This window comes from Vibrio sp. PSi01 (assembly GCF_054960695.1).
The window spans coordinates 1-16468 of sequence record NZ_JBHNYN010000029.1 but is presented as its reverse complement, the minus strand read 5'-3'; the positions used below and the strand labels follow the sequence as shown (position 1 = coordinate 16468).

Below are 16468 nucleotides of genomic sequence, written 5' to 3'. Positions count from 1 at the left end.
TTCGGGTTTGCTCATCCGATTAACTGTTTGTGCTGGTTAATATATCCTCTATGATGCAACAACTTAGAAAGAATAGTTTTGCTCAACAAGATGGAGACGTTGGATGAAAACAGAGTACTTAGGCGATGTTTTACAAGGTAGGCAGGTTATTGGTTCCTTGAATGTTGAAGACTTACCCGCTGGAGAGCATCAGTTTTGGTTTCAAGTAACCAGTGATGGGTTAGGGCAACCTAAGAATATGCCTGTTTCTGTTTTTAAAGGCAGTCAAGAAGGCCCTAAGCTGATGATTACTGCTGGTATTCACGGTGATGAGCTAAATGGTGTGTTGGCTGCTCAGCAAATTATCAGAGACTTAGTAGGTAAAACTCTCAAAGGTACGGTAACGATTGTGCCTACTGTGAATTTGTCTGGTTTGCTGAACCATAGCCGTGATTTTATATCTTCGGATCCGGGTTCTTGCCCGGCCAACCTCAATCGGCTCTTTCCGGGGGATGCGAATGGCCTAGCTGCGGAGCGCTTTGTTGCGTCTTTGTGGGAGCGTTTGCTTAAGCATAATGCTACCTTCGCCGTCGACCTCCATACTCAAACTCGTGGTGCAGTCTACCCGCTTTATGTGTTTGCTGATTACCGAGTCGAACAATGTTTGGAGATGGCGAGACTGATGCAACCCGATTGCGTTCTGAATGACCCTGGCGACCCCGGTATTTTAGAAACGGTTTGGAATCGAAGTGGAATTCCGAGTGTCACGGTGGAAGTGGGTATGGGGAAATTTACTCAACCTGACATGATTCAACGAGCAGTAGGCGGTGTTTTTAACATGCTGTCTTATTATGAAATGTTCGAGATAGACCGACATAACCCAGACAAAATGCAATTGCCGAGCATAGATTGGGTAGAGGGTAATGACGTGGTTTCTATCCGCGCTGATATTGGTGGCTTCGTATTGCCACAGGTTGAACTTCTACAGAGCGTAGAACAAGATGATTTGTTGGCCATCCAGTATGATGCTTTCGGCAATGAATGTCGTCGTTATCGCGCGCCATCTTCTGGCCGTGTACTCAGCTATAATGTCGATGCGTTAAGGGAGCCGGGTGCGCTTGTTTGCCGCTTGTTAAGTTAGGATTATATCTATTGGATGTTTCCGTGTTAACGCGATGTGTCGCTATTTAAACACGCAAAAAAAGACCGAGCGAGGCTCGGTCAAAGGACAGTTGTCTAGAGTTAACACGTCTTTGACTCTTCGACAGAACTACTTTTAGGGTAGCGAGGCTAGATTAAGAACCCATTGCAAGATAGTGACACTTCGACTGCTTTTCTGTTTCAAATATAATACTGAAAACATTATCTTAAGCTCATCAAAAAGCCGACTGCGAGTTACGCTAGTCGGCTTTTTATTTACTTCTCTTTTGAGTCTTTGTCTCTATTAGGCTCGATTAAAAAGCGTCATCTACAATATCTTTAAGTCGGTCGTAAGGCACATAACCCGGTAATACTTGCCCATCTATCATTAAAGTCGGTGTCCCTGTTAAACCAAGAGCGCTAAAAGTTTGGTGGTTTGTCATTAGCGTTTGGTTCTGTTCAGCAGTTGTGTTTAATTGGTCTTCAGTTCCTGTTCTTTTAGCGACTGCTTGTAGTGAGTTCTTAGTGTGACTACCGCTTTTGGCCATAAGTAACCGACTGACCTCTTGGAATTTCTCCGGTTGTTCTTTCCATACTTTCATCGAATACAGAGCTGCATTTGTGTCGAGACCATTAACTTGTTGCTGCTTAAAAGACAGGAACACATTGATGATCTTAATATCACTATTTTCAGCTGTGAGTTGAGATAGGCCTTTTTCTAAGCGTTTGCAATATGGACAGTTATAGTCTGTAAAGTTAATGATAATCGATTTGCCTTTTGGATTACCTGATACTGGGTGAGCGTCATTGTTGTATAGCCAGTCATGACTGGTTTCCTGGGCTTTTTTAGCTTGCTCTTGGCCTGCAACATATCGTTGTAGGCTGGTATGTAGGCCTGAAATGGTCGCAGGGTTGTCTTTTAGAAATTGGTTAATTTCTTCAAGTTGTTGAGTTTGTTCTTTATTTAATTCGGCAAAAGCGCTGGCGCTCATCAGTGAGCCAATAATCAACGTGCTTATAATGTGCTTTTTCATTTCAATTCTCTAATTTTGGTGACCGCTAGAGGTTCGTTTGTGCCTATAGCGATTTAATTCTAGTTATAAGTGGGTTAACTTTTACCTTTTTTATTAGGAAAAGTAGGCTCTTAGCCAAAGCCCAATAGGGGAAGTAACACCTGTTGCGATACTGCTTATTTTTCCATCTTTGATGATGACAATGCTTGGAGTGACATTGATTCTCCAATCTCTACTGATCGAACCTGAGACATCGTTGATGGTCGGAAATTGATATTCTTTGGCATCTAAAAACCGCTGAACACGTTCGTCTTGCCCAGATGACAAGGCGACTGACACTATTTGATGGGTGTCGCTGAAACTGTTGACGGTTGGACTCACAAATTTGCAGGCACCACACCATGTTGCCCAAAAGTAGACAATCACGGGTTTACCATTTTTGCTTAGTTCGATAACGTCAATATCTTCGCCTTGGAGCGATTTCCCCACGATTGGAACGGCGTTGCCCTGAGGCATACTTCTGCTATGATAAAAATCCATCGCAAATGAAACTACGCCAACGATCAGTATCATTGAAACCAGTTCCTTTCCCCACTTCTTAAGGCTACTAGACTTCTTGGCTTTACCCTTTACAGCGTAGTTTTCAGTCGTGCGAGATTTCTCTTCATTGTTGGGAGTCTTCATTACTTACCTCGCAGCATCGAGAGTTTGAACGACAGTATCGCTGTCTAGAATGATAGGTAATGGGATACCGCTTTTATAGCTTGGCCCGTAGACGATATTAAATGGCACACCAAATCGCCCATTACTTTGTAGATATTGAGTGACACTCTCACTAGGTGTTGTCCAGTCGCCTTTCATCAAGACAATGTCTTCTTGTTGTAGGTGGTTGTAGACAGGATTTTGAAGAATGACGCCGATCTTGTTGGCTTTACAGGTGATACACCATTCTGCTGTTACATCAACAAATACCGTTTTGCCTTGCTCAACGAGCTGAGGGATTTGTTTCGAGTCAAGCTTCTGCCAAGCAAGGTCATCAACAATTGGCGTTGCCCAATTATCAGCGGTGACACTGCCTATGATTAAAGCCGCACCAAACACAAGAGTAGTGGTAGCCACTATAGGGATAAGGACCTTGCGACCTAACTTACGGCCAATCCAAATCAATACTGAAATCACGATGGACAGTGACATTAATATTGTTGAAAACTTGCCAATAAACGGCGTCATCAAGCTGGCTAACCATAAGCTGGTGGCAAACATCATCAAACCAAAGATCAGTTTGACCTTGAACATCCACGCTCCAGGTTTTGGTAGTAGCTTAGTCAAATTAGGGAAAGTTGCGAAGATTAACCAAGGCGCACTCATGCCTATGCCTAAAGCAATGAAGATCGCCCACAGTTCTTGATAGCTCGCACCTAGTGCATAAGCCACAGCCGTACCTAAGAATGGTGCGCTACATGGTGTTGCTAACAACGTCGCAAACATGCCTTGAACAAAGTGGCCTGAATGTGAGTCATCGCCTTTGGTTGCTATCCAAGTGTTTAAACCCGATGGTAGTCTGAATTCGACTAACCCAAGTAAGTTAACCGAGAACAGCAAAGTGATGATCAGCATGAATGCAATGAACCAGACGTTTTGGAATTGGATTCCCCAACCAATCGCGTTGCCACCCATTTTTAGAACGGTCATGCCAAAGGCCAACAATGCAAACGAGGTAATCACCCCCATAGCCGAGGCTAAGAATGAGATTCGGATATGACGATTTGATGCGCCTTGGTTGTGAATGATGCTGTTTAATTTCATTCCTAATACTGGCAGTACACACGGCATAATATTGAGTATCAAACCACCAATTAGGGCAAATCCAAGCATTACCCCTAAGCCATTATTGCTCTCTTGGTAAGTGATTGGGGTAGATCCAACCGGTGCAATCATCTCTTCCGCTAAGTTGGTGTCAGAAACGGTGATGCTCACCCTGCGACTGGTTAAGTCGACCTCTCCAAGCCAGTTGCTAACATCGTAGACAGCGGTCAACGTATTACCTGTAATATAGATCGCTGGTTGAGCGAAGAAGTCATCGATTACTTCTTGGCCGTCGATCAGCACCTGGGGCTTATCCCAACCTTTTTTACTCGTTAACTGGGTCACCAGTTGTTGCTTACTCTTGTCCCAGAACAGTCCGTTAACTGAGGTGCGATTCGCTTCTCTTGGAGATTGGCTCATGCCTTGATTGAAGAGGAACATTGCTTCCTCATCGAGCTGCAATGTTTGCGTGTCGATAGGGAGTTCGATGTCATAGTCAGTCAAAACACAGATATTCGTACAAGATGGAAACGAGAGAGAGGCTCTGAATACCGCAGGTTGCGTGTTGTCTTTTAGCGTTAAGGTAACCGGAAAGCTGACGTGTTTTTTGTAACCTAACGTCATCACACCGAGCTGCTCGTAGTACTTAGGAATAGGCCAGTGCCAGTTTACAGACTCTATATTCGTTGAATCAGACCAGTCCCAGCTTGGTGGGATTCCGCCTTCACCGGGGCTACGCCAATAGGTTTTCCAGTCGCCGTCTAGCTCAACATCCAATATCGTCTGAACTGTTGAACCGTCATCTGACTGTTCACCCGTCGACATCATTCGTATTTTTACAGGTGGATGCTCTGGCGCACTTATCCAGCCCGTAGTTTGCGCTAAAGCAGTAAATGACGCCATAGCCAAAATGGCAACGACGATAGTTTTCGTGCATGCACGCATGCAGAGTGCCAACGAATCGACAAACTTAGTTAGTAGTGTGTTGTACACAAATGTATCTCCAAAAAATAAATAAAAGGGTGGAATAGCCCGGTTATTTATTCTCTAAATATACAGTGCTTTAGATGTAACCGAAGTTTTGTAGGTCGAGAAGAGCGATGGTTGTCTCTGGATAATCTAGAGATGTGAGGTGGCAAGTTGAATGCGACAGCGAGAATTAGGATAAAAGGGGTCAGCCAGCCCGTTTTAGGAGTGGCGAAAGTTAGCATTTTTGAACTTAGACTGCAGGAACTTGAATTTGGTGTTGTCAGTGTTTTAGACGCTTCAGCACCAAAAAAATTGGCGTATAGCGTTACCATGTTGTCTGAAAATGTAACTTGAGTTTTAGAGGCGTTGGTTTCTGCGTGAGCCGGCTTTTCTCCCAGAATCTTAGTTTCCGTGAGGGCCTGTGTTTTTGTGCTAATTAGGATTGATTGATCACCAGCCGATGAAGGTAGCATTACTTTTTTTGAAGACAGCGTACTCGCCAGACAGGTTACGATAACCAGTCCAGTAAGGAGGAGCGCCCAGAGTGAATGCTGTTGCCGGCGGTTCTGTTGGGATAAAAAACGTAGTGGTGTGCTTTGCAAATCAGTCAGTAATCAAATCAGTAATCAAATCAGTAATTGAAATAGCCAGTAATTGACATAGTTAGCGAGCTAGTCGAGTTGCTGCTAGCTTAGATAACTTTTATACGTGCCACAAGTTATAAAATTGTCAAAGTAAAGGGCTGCATAAACGTCAGCTCTAACAACTCAGGCATCGAGGTCTGACTTAAGTTCACAATAATCTTCTCTTTTTCCCTTTTCGCTGATTTTTTCAGCAAAGGAGGGTTGCCGGGGAGTAGCGTGAGCAAGCCGCTAATAGCTGGCACAAAAAAGTCCAACCATTCGTTAGGAATTAAGTTGGACTTACTTTATTCGGCTTTGTCATCTAATGCTTTGAACTACGAAGCATTACGAGAGTGTCTTAGTGATTGCGACGTGGGCCGTTACGAACTAACTCTTTGCCATTGTCAAAAACTTCTTTGGTGATCCAACGAGCAAGCAGAACTTTATGGCTGCTGTTGAATACGGCAACGAAGTGGCGACCATCAGCGTTATTGGTTGCCATGCCCACGCCTTCAACACCTTCTAGGCCGAGACCGCCAGCTTCAACTGAAATTAGGAATTGTTCTAGCTCTTCTAGAGACTCAATAATATCAAGTTCGTTGTTCATTTTTATGCTCTCTTACTGTGAGCCAATATCGTATTTAGAGGCGTTTTAGTGCTGCGCCTGAGTGAAAATATTGGTCGTTGTTCTTTGTTGGATGCGTACTCTACAGGTCATAAAGATGGATTGGAACTGTCAAATATTAGATGCGGGTTTATTTTTTGCTAATTTTTAGCACAACATACGTTTAAATGCTTGTTATCCATCTTCTTTTTACTACTATTTATAAGGTCAATTTAGACATTAATAGGAATTAATATGATGAAGGTTTGGCGTTGTCTATTGTTGATGTTGGCGCTTGTCGCATTTGGAAGTTTTGCACAAGGCGTTGATAAAATTGCAGAAGCACAAGATCAGCTAATGCTGGATCTAACAACATTAGAAACCGCGCATGATGCTGAGAAGCCGTTTCTAGAAGATATATTAAGACGAAAGAACCAAGCACTTCGTGAGGAGATTTTTTCCCAGTTATCCTCCGATAAAGAGGAAGGGTTAGATACCGTTCTTGCTCAGCAGGTTGAACTTTTACAACATTTACTGTCATTGAACGAAGTTAAGATTGTCTCGATGAGTAAAGAGAATCGTTCGGCTGAAGGGGATGCTAAAAAGCGTCTTGAGCTGCTGATTCAAAAACGAATTGGGATGATGGATGTCTACTATCAACAACTCTCTAAAACTTTAAGTTGGTCGAAAGAAAGAGGCGTCGATGTAACGGCCGCGGAAAGCCAGTTAAAAGCGGCATTGATTTCTCGTTCTCAATATCTCACTAATGCGATTCTTTACACAGACACTCAGCGTCAAGATCTAGAACGCCGCTTGTCTTTTGTTAGTGAAGAAGAAAAAGCGACGATCAAAACTGAACTAGTACGCTTTAGCGAACGAACCAGTGTCATGGTCGCCAGTTTAGAGAAAAACATCTCTATGATGGCGCCATTTGGTGTGGATGTGACGTCTTACAAGCGCATCCTATTGGCGACGACAGGGGACATTAATGCTGACGTACTGGATGTTGATGTCGCATTAGATCTATTGGATAGCTGGTTGCGTTCGTTTAGTTCATGGGCATTTGAAAATACTCCTTCTTTTGTCGTCAAGCTTGCACTGTTCTTGGGTATTTTGTACGTAACTCGGCTTGTTGCCAATGTTGCTCGTAAGACGGTCCGTAAGAGTGTTTCGCATTCAAAAATGGATTTCAGCGTATTGATGCAAGAATTTTTTGTATCCATCGCCTCTAAAGCTGTTGTGTTTATTGGTTTGCTTATTGCCCTATCTCAGATAGGAATAGAGCTTGCACCATTACTTACTGGTTTTGGTGTTGCGGGTGTCATCATTGGTTTTGCGTTACAAGATACTTTGTCTAACTTTGCATCAGGTTTGATGATCTTAATCTATCGTCCTTACGATGTTGGTGACATGGTTAAAGTGGCTGGCGTGCAAGGAACGGTAAAGGACATGAGTTTAGTGTCAACCACGATTCAAACTATCGATAACCAACGCTTGGTGATCCCTAACAATAAGATCTGGGGTGATGTGATCAATAACATTACTGCAGAGCGTGTTAGACGTGTTGACATGGTTTTTGGTATTGGTTATTCCGATGATATCGATAAAGCAAAAGGTGTGTTAAATGACATCATTCTTGCGCATCCTTTAGTGCTTAAAACACCAGAACACATGATCAAGCTTCACACCTTGAATACGTCTTCGGTTGATTTTGTAGTGAGACCTTGGGTTAAGACTGAGGATTACTGGGATGTATATTGGGATGTGACGGAAACTGTGAAGAAACGCTTTGATGAAGAAGGCATCACGATTCCATTCCCACAACGCGATGTACATATTTACAATCACGAAGAGAATTAGCCGGAAGAGCCAAAGAGTGGTTTGGAGGCCGTATTCTTAATGCTATATCAAATGGACGCTGAATAGCGTCCATTTTTATTGGGTACTATTGTTACTGAGTTTCCGCTTATCTTGAGCGGCATTTCTGTATCTAGCTTCACCCGCCTGAGAATTAAGTTATGATGGGGTAGGCTTAGTTTGGACAGTTGAAACCGAATGGATGATTTACAGCAAAAAACGAATACTAGAAATACAACGGTAAGAAAAGCGATACGAATCGAAAGTGTTATGAACTCTGCGATGTGGCATTTAACTCAGAGAGATATGACAGAAAGCGAGCTGATTGCAAAGCTCAAAGTGAAAACCGACAATCAAGAATGGATCGATGAAACTTTGGGCACCTTGAAAGGCTTTGGGTATCTCAAGTCTGACCAAGTGTTTGCAGAACAATTTGTGGAGCAAGCTTTTTCTGGTGAATTTGGCTCTCGATATATTGTTGAAAAATTGAAGAAGAAGGGCCTAAAGGACTCTGTGATTTCTGATGCCATCCATAAGGTGTCCTTTGAGAAATCAATTGATGAACAAAACATCTTAATAGATCGAATTAACCACTATTACACAAGCTTTACCATGAGCCGTGAAAAGCTTGTGGCGACACTGCAAAAGCGCGGCTTTAGCTATCAACAAGTTAAAGTGGCGATTGATCAGCACCCGCAAGCCCATGAACTTATGAGTAACATGCAAATTAAAGCAGAGAAGGCTGACTTAGAGAAAGAAGTGCTTAAGTATGCTCGTAAGGGTAAAGGCTTGACTGCTATCCAGCAAGAGTTGAGACAAAGACAAATCGATACCAGTGAACTGCCATCGTTAATCGACCGATTGATTAATGAAGAGCAACTGGATTTCTACTCTTCTTGTTTAGAGCAGTTACAGAAAAAATCCTATGATCTTAATGACCATAAAGAACGCTCTAAAGCTTATGCAATGTTGAGTCGAAAAGGTTTCTCTTCTGATGAGATCAAATTTGCTCTGAGTGAAGGTAACGAGTAACAGGCGGTATCGAGCTTAAGACATATCTAGTGCCTTATTTTAACGTGTCGTGTGTATGTTTTCTGTAAGACCTAGGCCATTACGTAAGGCGAATTGAATGAGCTCGTTATGGTTATTTAAATTGAGCAGTCCAAGCATTCTATACTTATGAGATTCTATGGTTCTTGAACTTAAGTGAAGTTGCTCTGCGCAATCTTTTGCGCTAAACCCTTGAGCAATCAGCGCTAAAACTTTGGTCTGCTTTTTTGTCAGTAATAGTAGCTTATCACTGTCGTCTTCTAGTCGGTTCTCATTCTGTTTTAGCGTTCTAGCTAGTGTGGAATGTTGCCAGTAACAAAGCCAAACTTCACAGACTAACTTTAAGCGTTTGATGTCTTCTAAGTCGAAATTGGTGTCGGCATCGTGAAAATTAGTAAAAGACAATGCTCCCCAACGTTGATTAAATAGCTGTAGTGGTATGATACAGTGCCAACGTCCCCCTTCTTTGTACAACTGCTTTAATACATAGTTATTGCTGTTTATGAGCTCATCTTTTGAGAAGGTTAGATAGGTCTCGTTAGTCTTCAAAAGCTTTAAGTAATCAAGATAATTACCACCAATGAGGTTCTTCTTGTTAACTGGAGGAATGTGTTTTTTGGAGACTGAGCACGTTTTGCCATCTTCTAATAAGACCATTGAATTTGGATAAAGTGTAAGACGATCAATACCAAACCAATCAAGTACGTCAAAGCTCGCTTGCGACCAAGTTGTTTGAAAGTTGTTTGGGTCACTATTGATCAAAGTTGCAGATTGCTTCATTAATAATTGTTCAAAGCTATAGTTAGAAGCGCTCACATTTTTTCCTTATCAATCGTTCGGCTACTCATTCACGCGCTGAAGATATTCGCTAAAGCACGACAGCGCAAGTTAACATTACAAGATCGCGAAGGTGTTCTAAGTTCTCTTTTTTTATAACGCTTTATTATATGAGGCATGGCGAAAAGCCGTACTTTTACTGCAGCAATTGAACGGTGTTTTTTATAGGCTCAAGAATTTTAATTCTGCCGTATAACCCTGTGATTATTTTAAGAACACTACTGACCTTATCATTGTTGATGCTAACTTTTCGTACAGCACTAGCGTCTCCTCTGTTTGTTTATGCACAATCTCCAATGCATTCAAATGTGCTTTCAACTCAGCTTCGTTCGGCTCAACCTAACAGAGCAGGCACTATTGAATTCAAGTCCTCTTATACTCAGGCGAGTATATGGGCTCATACGGGTACTTATTCACTCGATTATTATCAGAATCAATCCACCATGGATTTTAACAATGCGGGTGTTCATGTGTCTGACTTTGAAAGTGATGATTTAACTAATGCGCTGACTTTTTACAATGAACTACTGCTGTATTCTAGAGGGCCAATGTCGCTCTCGGCTGGTGGTTCGCTGTTTTATAACAATGTAAAAAATGGGCTGTTTGCGAGAACAAGCTTCGAGCAAGGTATTCAACTCAACTACAGCTACATCACGCCAAGGCATAGCATATTCTCCACCCTCGGGCTCGTACATCGAAACAGCGATGGCTCTTCTGTGAGAGATGAAAACCTAAGCCCTGAAAACCTAAGTACAAGTTGGGCGATAGGGTATGAATACCGGCTTAACCAACAACACAGTTTGGTTATAGAGTCTCTCAACTATCAAGGTTGGGCGAGTAATGATCCTGATTTTTCAGAAACCTCTAACGAAGTGGTCGTTGGGTATCGATATCGTTTGTATCGACTCGCGGTTGAAACCTTGATAGTCGAAAACATCCGTAACATGGATAACAGCACGGACATCGGCTTTACACTCGGATTGCGTTTTTCTATATAAACGACACATTAATATATTCTTATTTCATGAAATTCACCAAAGCTATAAAATTTCAGTAAATTTACGGTATATCAATAACATAATTTTTTGAACAATAGCGCCACTCCAAAAGGCCGGACTAACAAGGCCGAATCAATATATACAGGTAGTGGTTATCATGAAAAAGACATTAGTAGCACTTGCGATTGCGAGTATTTCAAGCTCAGCTTTCGCTGTAAACACAAGCAGCCAAAACAGCCAGAACGAAGATATGTTTGCATTTGATTCAATGCATAAAGATCAATTCTCAGTATCAGGCTCTTTTGGTGTTGGTGGTTACTACGACACGGGCTCTAAAGCGTTTTATGATGACTGGGCGACAGGCCTTACGCTTGCAGTAAACTACCGCAACAACCGTGTTGTCGGTTACTTCGAAACTGACTTAATGGTGAATTACACGACAGACAACAACGTTTCTGCAAATGACGCAGCAACGGCGGGTTGGACAAACGGTATCGATACAGGTCCAGCAACTGATGTAGATAAAGCGTGGCTTGGTTTTGATACTGGTTTCGGTATCGCTTCATTCGGTTGGGAAAACGATACTGCATTAGACAAAGTAGATGGCGCTGGTGATACAACATACGAGTTTGGGGCTTCTGCTGGCGACGCTTCTGATGCGTTCAACGTTATCAAGTTCCAAGGTGCAACCAATGGCTTTGCTTACGGCGTTTCTTACTTTGAAACTGACGATGATCATAACGATGCTGACAAAGGTATTAACGGTTACATCGGTTTAGAGCAAGAAGTGTTCAATATTTACGCTGGTTATGAATCGCGTGATAACGATGCTGATTACGAAGTATATACGGTGTCAGGTAATGTAAAAGTTGGCGACCTTACGCTAGGTATGAACTCTTGGATTGATGAAAGTGACTCTAAGAAAGACACTGGTTACTACGTTTCAGGTGGTTACGCGGTTTCTGCCGATCTAACAATTGCAGCGGGTTACGCATTTAACAGTAATGAATTAGATGGTCAATCTGACGTAGATTCTTCTTACATCAATATTGCGGCAATGTACCGTATCGCTGATAACGCTGACATGGGTATCGATATCAAGCAAGATTTAGACGGTTACCGTGTTGGCGAGGCTAGCGCGCAATACGATGAAGAGACACACGTATTCGCAGCCGCTTACTACTACTTCTAAGATTTCAAATACTGAAACTGAACACTATGGTGTAATCGCTTGCCTGGTCGTTATACCGTATTCTCTTCTTTATGCAGTTTAAGCATCCACAAATCGACATGTGGTATGCCACTCAATACCACGAGTGGAATTATTATTTGGAGAAATGTAATGGTTAAGAGCATTACGGCTAAGGGTATTATTTATGGAAATGATACCCTATTTACGTGTAAGCCTAATCGAAATGGATTCTTCGAGTTAGCACGTAAACATGGAAGAGTTGCAGGTACTCGCCCACAAGATCTCAAGAATAAGGTTTATGCCGAAACTCTTGATGAAGCTTGGCATTTACTCAAAACAGAAAAGTTTTATATTGTTTTGACGGGACAAGTATTTGGTATTCACAGAAAGTCTTTACGCAGTGTTGATTCTGTCGATATTGATTTCGAGAATGACATTCAACCTGTATGTGCGACGATGTAGACTCGGGTACAAAGCAAAAAAAGGACGCTCATTGATCGTCCTTTTTTCGTTTGGTCTTTTGGTTCAACCTAGGTTAAAGGTGCTTAGCACCTGCTATCGACCGTATTGCCCAACGATGAATTGCTCAAACTCATCACACATCTGATGGTTTGAGCTATTATTATTCGCTAGCTCGGCTGCCCCATCAACGATCGAAATCTTAGCATTCAAATCAGCAATTGGTGCACGTTCTCTTGTCGACAGCTGCTTTATTTTTTGCTCTTCAATCGCCCAAGCTTGCTCTGGCGATAAGTTGCACTCGTCGGCGAGGTATTTGGCGTTAAAACCTTCTCCTGTCAGGCTTTCGATTGTCCCATTATGATTCACGCTATTTCCCTTGTACCAGTAGTGCTTAGCCAACAAAGGGCCGATTTCTGGGTTATCGGTTAAATAACCAAACTTGTCAGTGAAATAGGCACGAGTTTGGTAAACCGCCATATGAGCCAATAGATAGCCTTGGTAAGCACAAGAAGCTTCATCGGACAGCAAATGTGGAATCGCCATTAATGGGCGTGGACTGCAAGATAATCCAAGAATCGTTTTCTCACTATGACGTGCGAGCTCCGTGATTTTTTCAGGTGTCAGATCTTCATCCGCCAATTCGTATAGCGCTCGTTCAAAGTAAGGAACCACAAGAATGCTGCGTTCTTCATAGGCTTTGAATGGTTGTTTGTTATCAATGATAGCTTTAATCAATTCATCTGGTATAGGTTGGCCTTCTGAATTCAGCGCATACTGTTTTAGCCAATCGGCATCTGTCAGCAGACTGTCGCAGAACATCGATTGGGTTTCGGCATAAGCCATCGAGGTTGGTGCAAATTCCTGAGAGAAACAAGGCGCATTCATTTTCACATTGGCAAAGTGTGCGGCGTGTCCACCTTCGTGAAACAGCGTATTAATACCATCATAACCACTGCCAATTTGATCGGGTTTGGCATTGCTAGTGAAGTTTACTTTAGCAGCAACCCAAGCACCTTGATCATAGAAAGAAGGAATAGGCCCATGACAGAACCCATTTGGGTATTTACCTTTACGATCAAGGAGATCCAGTTTCAGTGTTGCTTGAGAATATTCGATGTTGAGACGGCCAAAAGACTCTATCCAGCGTCTGAGTGACTTTGAGAATGGAACATAAGGGTCCAAGTCATTCATAACATCACCAGCAAAAGAGTAGATAAAGTTATGCGCTTCCAGTGCATTCTGGCCTTTTTTCTCAGCTAAGTTAGTTAGGCTTTTTAGATTGTTATCGCGCGTGCGTGCTTCGAAGTCATCCAATATCGTGAACAATTGTTGTGTCGTCATTTGCTCAGTTTTAACCACTGAGTAATCAAAGAAGGTTTTGAAACCAAGCGATTGAGCAAACTGATTGCGCTTTTTGATAAGTTCGATGAAGCCGTTAGCTAATAGCCATTGTTCTAAATCTAATAGTGCTTGGTGTGCAGAAAGTCTTACCTGTTCATTGCCATTACTTCTGACGGCTGAACCTAGAACCGGCAATGATCCTTCGGTCTCTTCACCCGCTTCATTTACGTAAGTCATGACATGGTTTTGTTTTTTCTCAAATAATTCGGCCTCAAATTTGATGAGTTCGGCTTTCAACTTCTGAGATGGTTCTGATTCGATCGAGTGAGATCTAAAGGTCGCTAGCCAACCATTTAATCCGGTTAGTGTGCTCTTCCTTTCTTCAAGATCTTGAATCTCGCCGATTGCATCAATGTGTTTTTGGATAGCAGTAATTTGCTCGGCAGAACTAAGAAACTCGGTCCACTGGGTTTGTGCAGATGTTGACCCATCGTGGTCATCACTTATTCCCATGTAAGTATCCCAAAAGAAGTCTTCTTTTGCTTTGTGAGTCGCAAGATAATCTTGATTTAATTGGTTGAGATAGTTCGTTGCAGTCATGATGTTCCTTGAAAAATAACGCCTGAGTTTCAAGATTATGACACATTCATAGGACGTATTTTGTGACGTTGCATATAACGGAATGTAAGTCACAGGATCTCGGTTTACATTACGGCGTATGTGTGTAAATTAATTAACTGTTAACGTTTTGTTTTTTGCTGGTATTATTTAAAGAATATCCGCTGATTTTTTCGCCTTTTATTGAGCAAATGGATGTCCTCAATGTCAGCGTTTTTGTAAGGAAGAGGTTTAGGATGGATCCTATTTTATATATCGAAGTTGGTGGTGTCGTATGGCAGGTATTTGCTGATGGTACATGGCTTCAAGTGCCCGCATCACAGCCTAAAGTTGAAGGTGTGCAAGTTGTTAGTATTGAGTCTCAGAATTTAGATCAGACTCAATCGATCACTGAGCCACAAATAGCGGCTGTCGAACAACAACTCGAAGAGGTCGTGACTCAGCTCGTCAACAATATCGAAAGTGCGCCTCAACAACCGAGTTCTGCCAATGATCAACCCAGCTCCAGTGCCTCTTTTATTGCATATGTTCGCTCTACATTAGATGAAACTCTTGCAGAAGCAGGTTTTGACACTCGACCGACCGAATATGAAGAGGAAGACACCACTTCAAACGATGGGAATCTAGATGCGCTGTTACCTAGTGCAGAACTGACCGTAGATATACTTGATGGCGGCGACGGTTACGAAAACCAGTTTGAAGTACCAGGTGTCACTATTAAGGGTACGGCTGTGGATGTTCGTGATGGACGAACAGTTGCAATTACCATCACCGATGTTAACGGCAACACATTAACTACCACTGCGATCACAACTAACGAAACCTATGTTGTAAATGGTGTCGATCTTACTTCACTAGCTGAAGGTGATCTCCAAGTTGACGCGATTATTGCCGATGATTTTGGTAATAGCATCACTGCTAACGATTCCACAATCAAAGATACGCTAGCGACAATTGATGTCGATTTTGATGGTTTTGGCGATGAGTTTTATAACGAATTCGAAGTCAGCAATGGTGCATTGGTTGGCACAGTGACCAATGTGGAAGATGGTCAAGTTATCTTAATTACGATTACAGATAGTGATGGCTTATCTGTAGATTATTCCACGAACGTGTCTGGTAACAGCTGGACACTCGAAAACCAAGACTATTCCAATTTCGCGGAAGGCGAACTCACGGTTGTTGCAAGCACCGTCGATATTGCCGGAAACCCTACGTCAGCTACCGATACCATTGTTAAGGATACGCTTGATCGAATCCTTGTTAGATTCGATGGGTTTGGCGATAACTATTATAACGAAAATGAAGTTAGCAAAGGTGCATTGATTGGTGCGATCTTCAATGTCGAAGATGGCCAAGTTATTGATATCACGATCACGGACAGCAATGGTTTATCCGTTGGCTACACGACAGTTGTGTCTGGTAATTTTTGGAGTCTGAAAGACCAAGATTACTCTGATTTTTCAGAAGGTGAGTTGACGGTTGTCGCTAGTACTACGGACGTAGCTGGTAATACGATTTCGTCTACCGATACAATTATTAAAGATACCTTAGTCAACATTGGTGTTGATTTCTCTGCATCTGATGATGAGTTTTATAACCAAGCTGAAGTCTCAAATGGGGCGTTGGTTGGTACTGTGGCAAATGTGGAAGACGGTCAAACTATATCTATCACAATCACAGATGCTAATGGCAAGTCGGTTGATTATTCAACAACGGTATCCGGTGGTAATTGGACTCTGACTGACCAAGACTATTCAGGTTTTACAGATGGCGAGTTGACGGTTGAAGTTAGCGTTACAGATATCGCAGGTAACACAGCAACATCTAGCGATACGATAGTTAAAGATACGTTAGCCAGCATTGGCGTTGATTTTTCTTCATCTGATGATGAGTATTACAACTCAGTAGAGGTGAGCAATGGCGCATTGGTCGGCACGGTGACCAATGTTGAAGATGGCCAGACAGTATCAATCACC

At 42.4% G+C, this 16468-nt stretch carries 13 protein-coding genes; 7 read left to right on the top strand and 6 right to left on the bottom strand.

Annotated elements, in window-relative coordinates:
• Positions 1–103 precede the first annotated feature (103 nt).
• Positions 104–1120, top strand: coding sequence for a succinylglutamate desuccinylase/aspartoacylase family protein (locus tag ACFI6G_RS21510; protein WP_010431167.1), 1017 nt, complete (start codon positions 104–106; stop codon positions 1118–1120).
• A gap of 313 nt (positions 1121–1433) precedes the next feature.
• Here the strand turns inward: ACFI6G_RS21510 and ACFI6G_RS21505 are convergent, their stop codons facing one another.
• From ACFI6G_RS21505 to ACFI6G_RS21490, 4 genes are all read right to left on the bottom strand, one after another.
• Positions 1434–2153 (bottom strand): DsbA family protein, encoded by a 720-nt coding sequence (locus ACFI6G_RS21505; RefSeq protein ID WP_010431163.1) that lies wholly within the window; start codon positions 2151–2153, stop codon positions 1434–1436.
• 93 nt (positions 2154–2246) lie between these two features.
• Positions 2247–2816 (bottom strand): protein disulfide oxidoreductase, encoded by a 570-nt coding sequence (locus tag ACFI6G_RS21500; RefSeq protein WP_010431161.1) that lies wholly within the window; start codon positions 2814–2816, stop codon positions 2247–2249.
• A 3-nt stretch (positions 2817–2819) separates the two neighbouring features.
• Positions 2820–4883: a protein-disulfide reductase DsbD family protein gene (locus tag ACFI6G_RS21495; protein WP_016768793.1), complete on the bottom strand. Its 2064-nt coding sequence runs from the start codon at positions 4881–4883 to the stop codon at positions 2820–2822.
• 1005 nt (positions 4884–5888) lie between these two features.
• Positions 5889–6137 carry a hypothetical protein gene (locus tag ACFI6G_RS21490; RefSeq protein ID WP_010431154.1) on the bottom strand — a complete coding sequence of 83 codons (249 nt, stop codon included), beginning with the start codon at positions 6135–6137 and terminating at the stop codon, positions 5889–5891.
• Between the two features lie 252 nt (positions 6138–6389).
• Between ACFI6G_RS21490 and ACFI6G_RS21485 the strand changes: the two genes are divergently transcribed.
• Both ACFI6G_RS21485 and ACFI6G_RS21480 read left to right on the top strand, forming a co-directional pair.
• Entirely contained in the window at positions 6390–7994 is a 1605-nt protein-coding gene (locus tag ACFI6G_RS21485; RefSeq protein ID WP_462710466.1) for a mechanosensitive ion channel family protein, read from the top strand.
• A gap of 195 nt (positions 7995–8189) precedes the next feature.
• On the top strand, positions 8190–9023 hold the full coding sequence (locus ACFI6G_RS21480; protein ID WP_010431150.1) for a RecX family transcriptional regulator: 834 nt from the start codon (positions 8190–8192) through the stop codon (positions 9021–9023).
• 39 nt (positions 9024–9062) lie between these two features.
• Here the strand turns inward: ACFI6G_RS21480 and ACFI6G_RS21475 are convergent, their stop codons facing one another.
• Positions 9063–9857: a response regulator transcription factor gene (locus ACFI6G_RS21475; protein WP_010431147.1), complete on the bottom strand. Its 795-nt coding sequence runs from the start codon at positions 9855–9857 to the stop codon at positions 9063–9065.
• Positions 9858–10117: 260 nt separating this feature from the next.
• On the opposite strand from ACFI6G_RS21475, the gene ACFI6G_RS21470 reads away from it, so the two are divergent.
• The 3 genes from ACFI6G_RS21470 to ACFI6G_RS21460 all read left to right on the top strand — a co-directional run bounded on the left by ACFI6G_RS21470 (position 10118) and on the right by ACFI6G_RS21460 (position 12530).
• A complete protein-coding gene (locus ACFI6G_RS21470) occupies positions 10118–10876 on the top strand; it encodes a DUF3187 family protein (protein ID WP_462710465.1) in 759 nt (252 codons plus the stop codon).
• Positions 10877–11033: 157 nt separating this feature from the next.
• Positions 11034–12068 (top strand): porin, encoded by a 1035-nt coding sequence (locus tag ACFI6G_RS21465; RefSeq protein ID WP_010431141.1) that lies wholly within the window; start codon positions 11034–11036, stop codon positions 12066–12068.
• Between the two features lie 150 nt (positions 12069–12218).
• Complete coding sequence (locus tag ACFI6G_RS21460; RefSeq protein ID WP_010431139.1) at positions 12219–12530, top strand: hypothetical protein; 312 nt, start codon at positions 12219–12221, stop codon at positions 12528–12530.
• Positions 12531–12623: 93 nt separating this feature from the next.
• Here ACFI6G_RS21460 and ACFI6G_RS21455 read toward each other — a convergent pair whose 3' ends face one another.
• Positions 12624–14471 carry a M3 family metallopeptidase gene (locus tag ACFI6G_RS21455; protein ID WP_016769340.1) on the bottom strand — a complete coding sequence of 616 codons (1848 nt, stop codon included), beginning with the start codon at positions 14469–14471 and terminating at the stop codon, positions 12624–12626.
• A gap of 254 nt (positions 14472–14725) precedes the next feature.
• On the opposite strand from ACFI6G_RS21455, the gene ACFI6G_RS21450 reads away from it, so the two are divergent.
• A partial coding sequence (locus tag ACFI6G_RS21450; protein WP_372044759.1) for an Ig-like domain-containing protein occupies positions 14726–16468 on the top strand: 1743 nt, incomplete at its 3' end.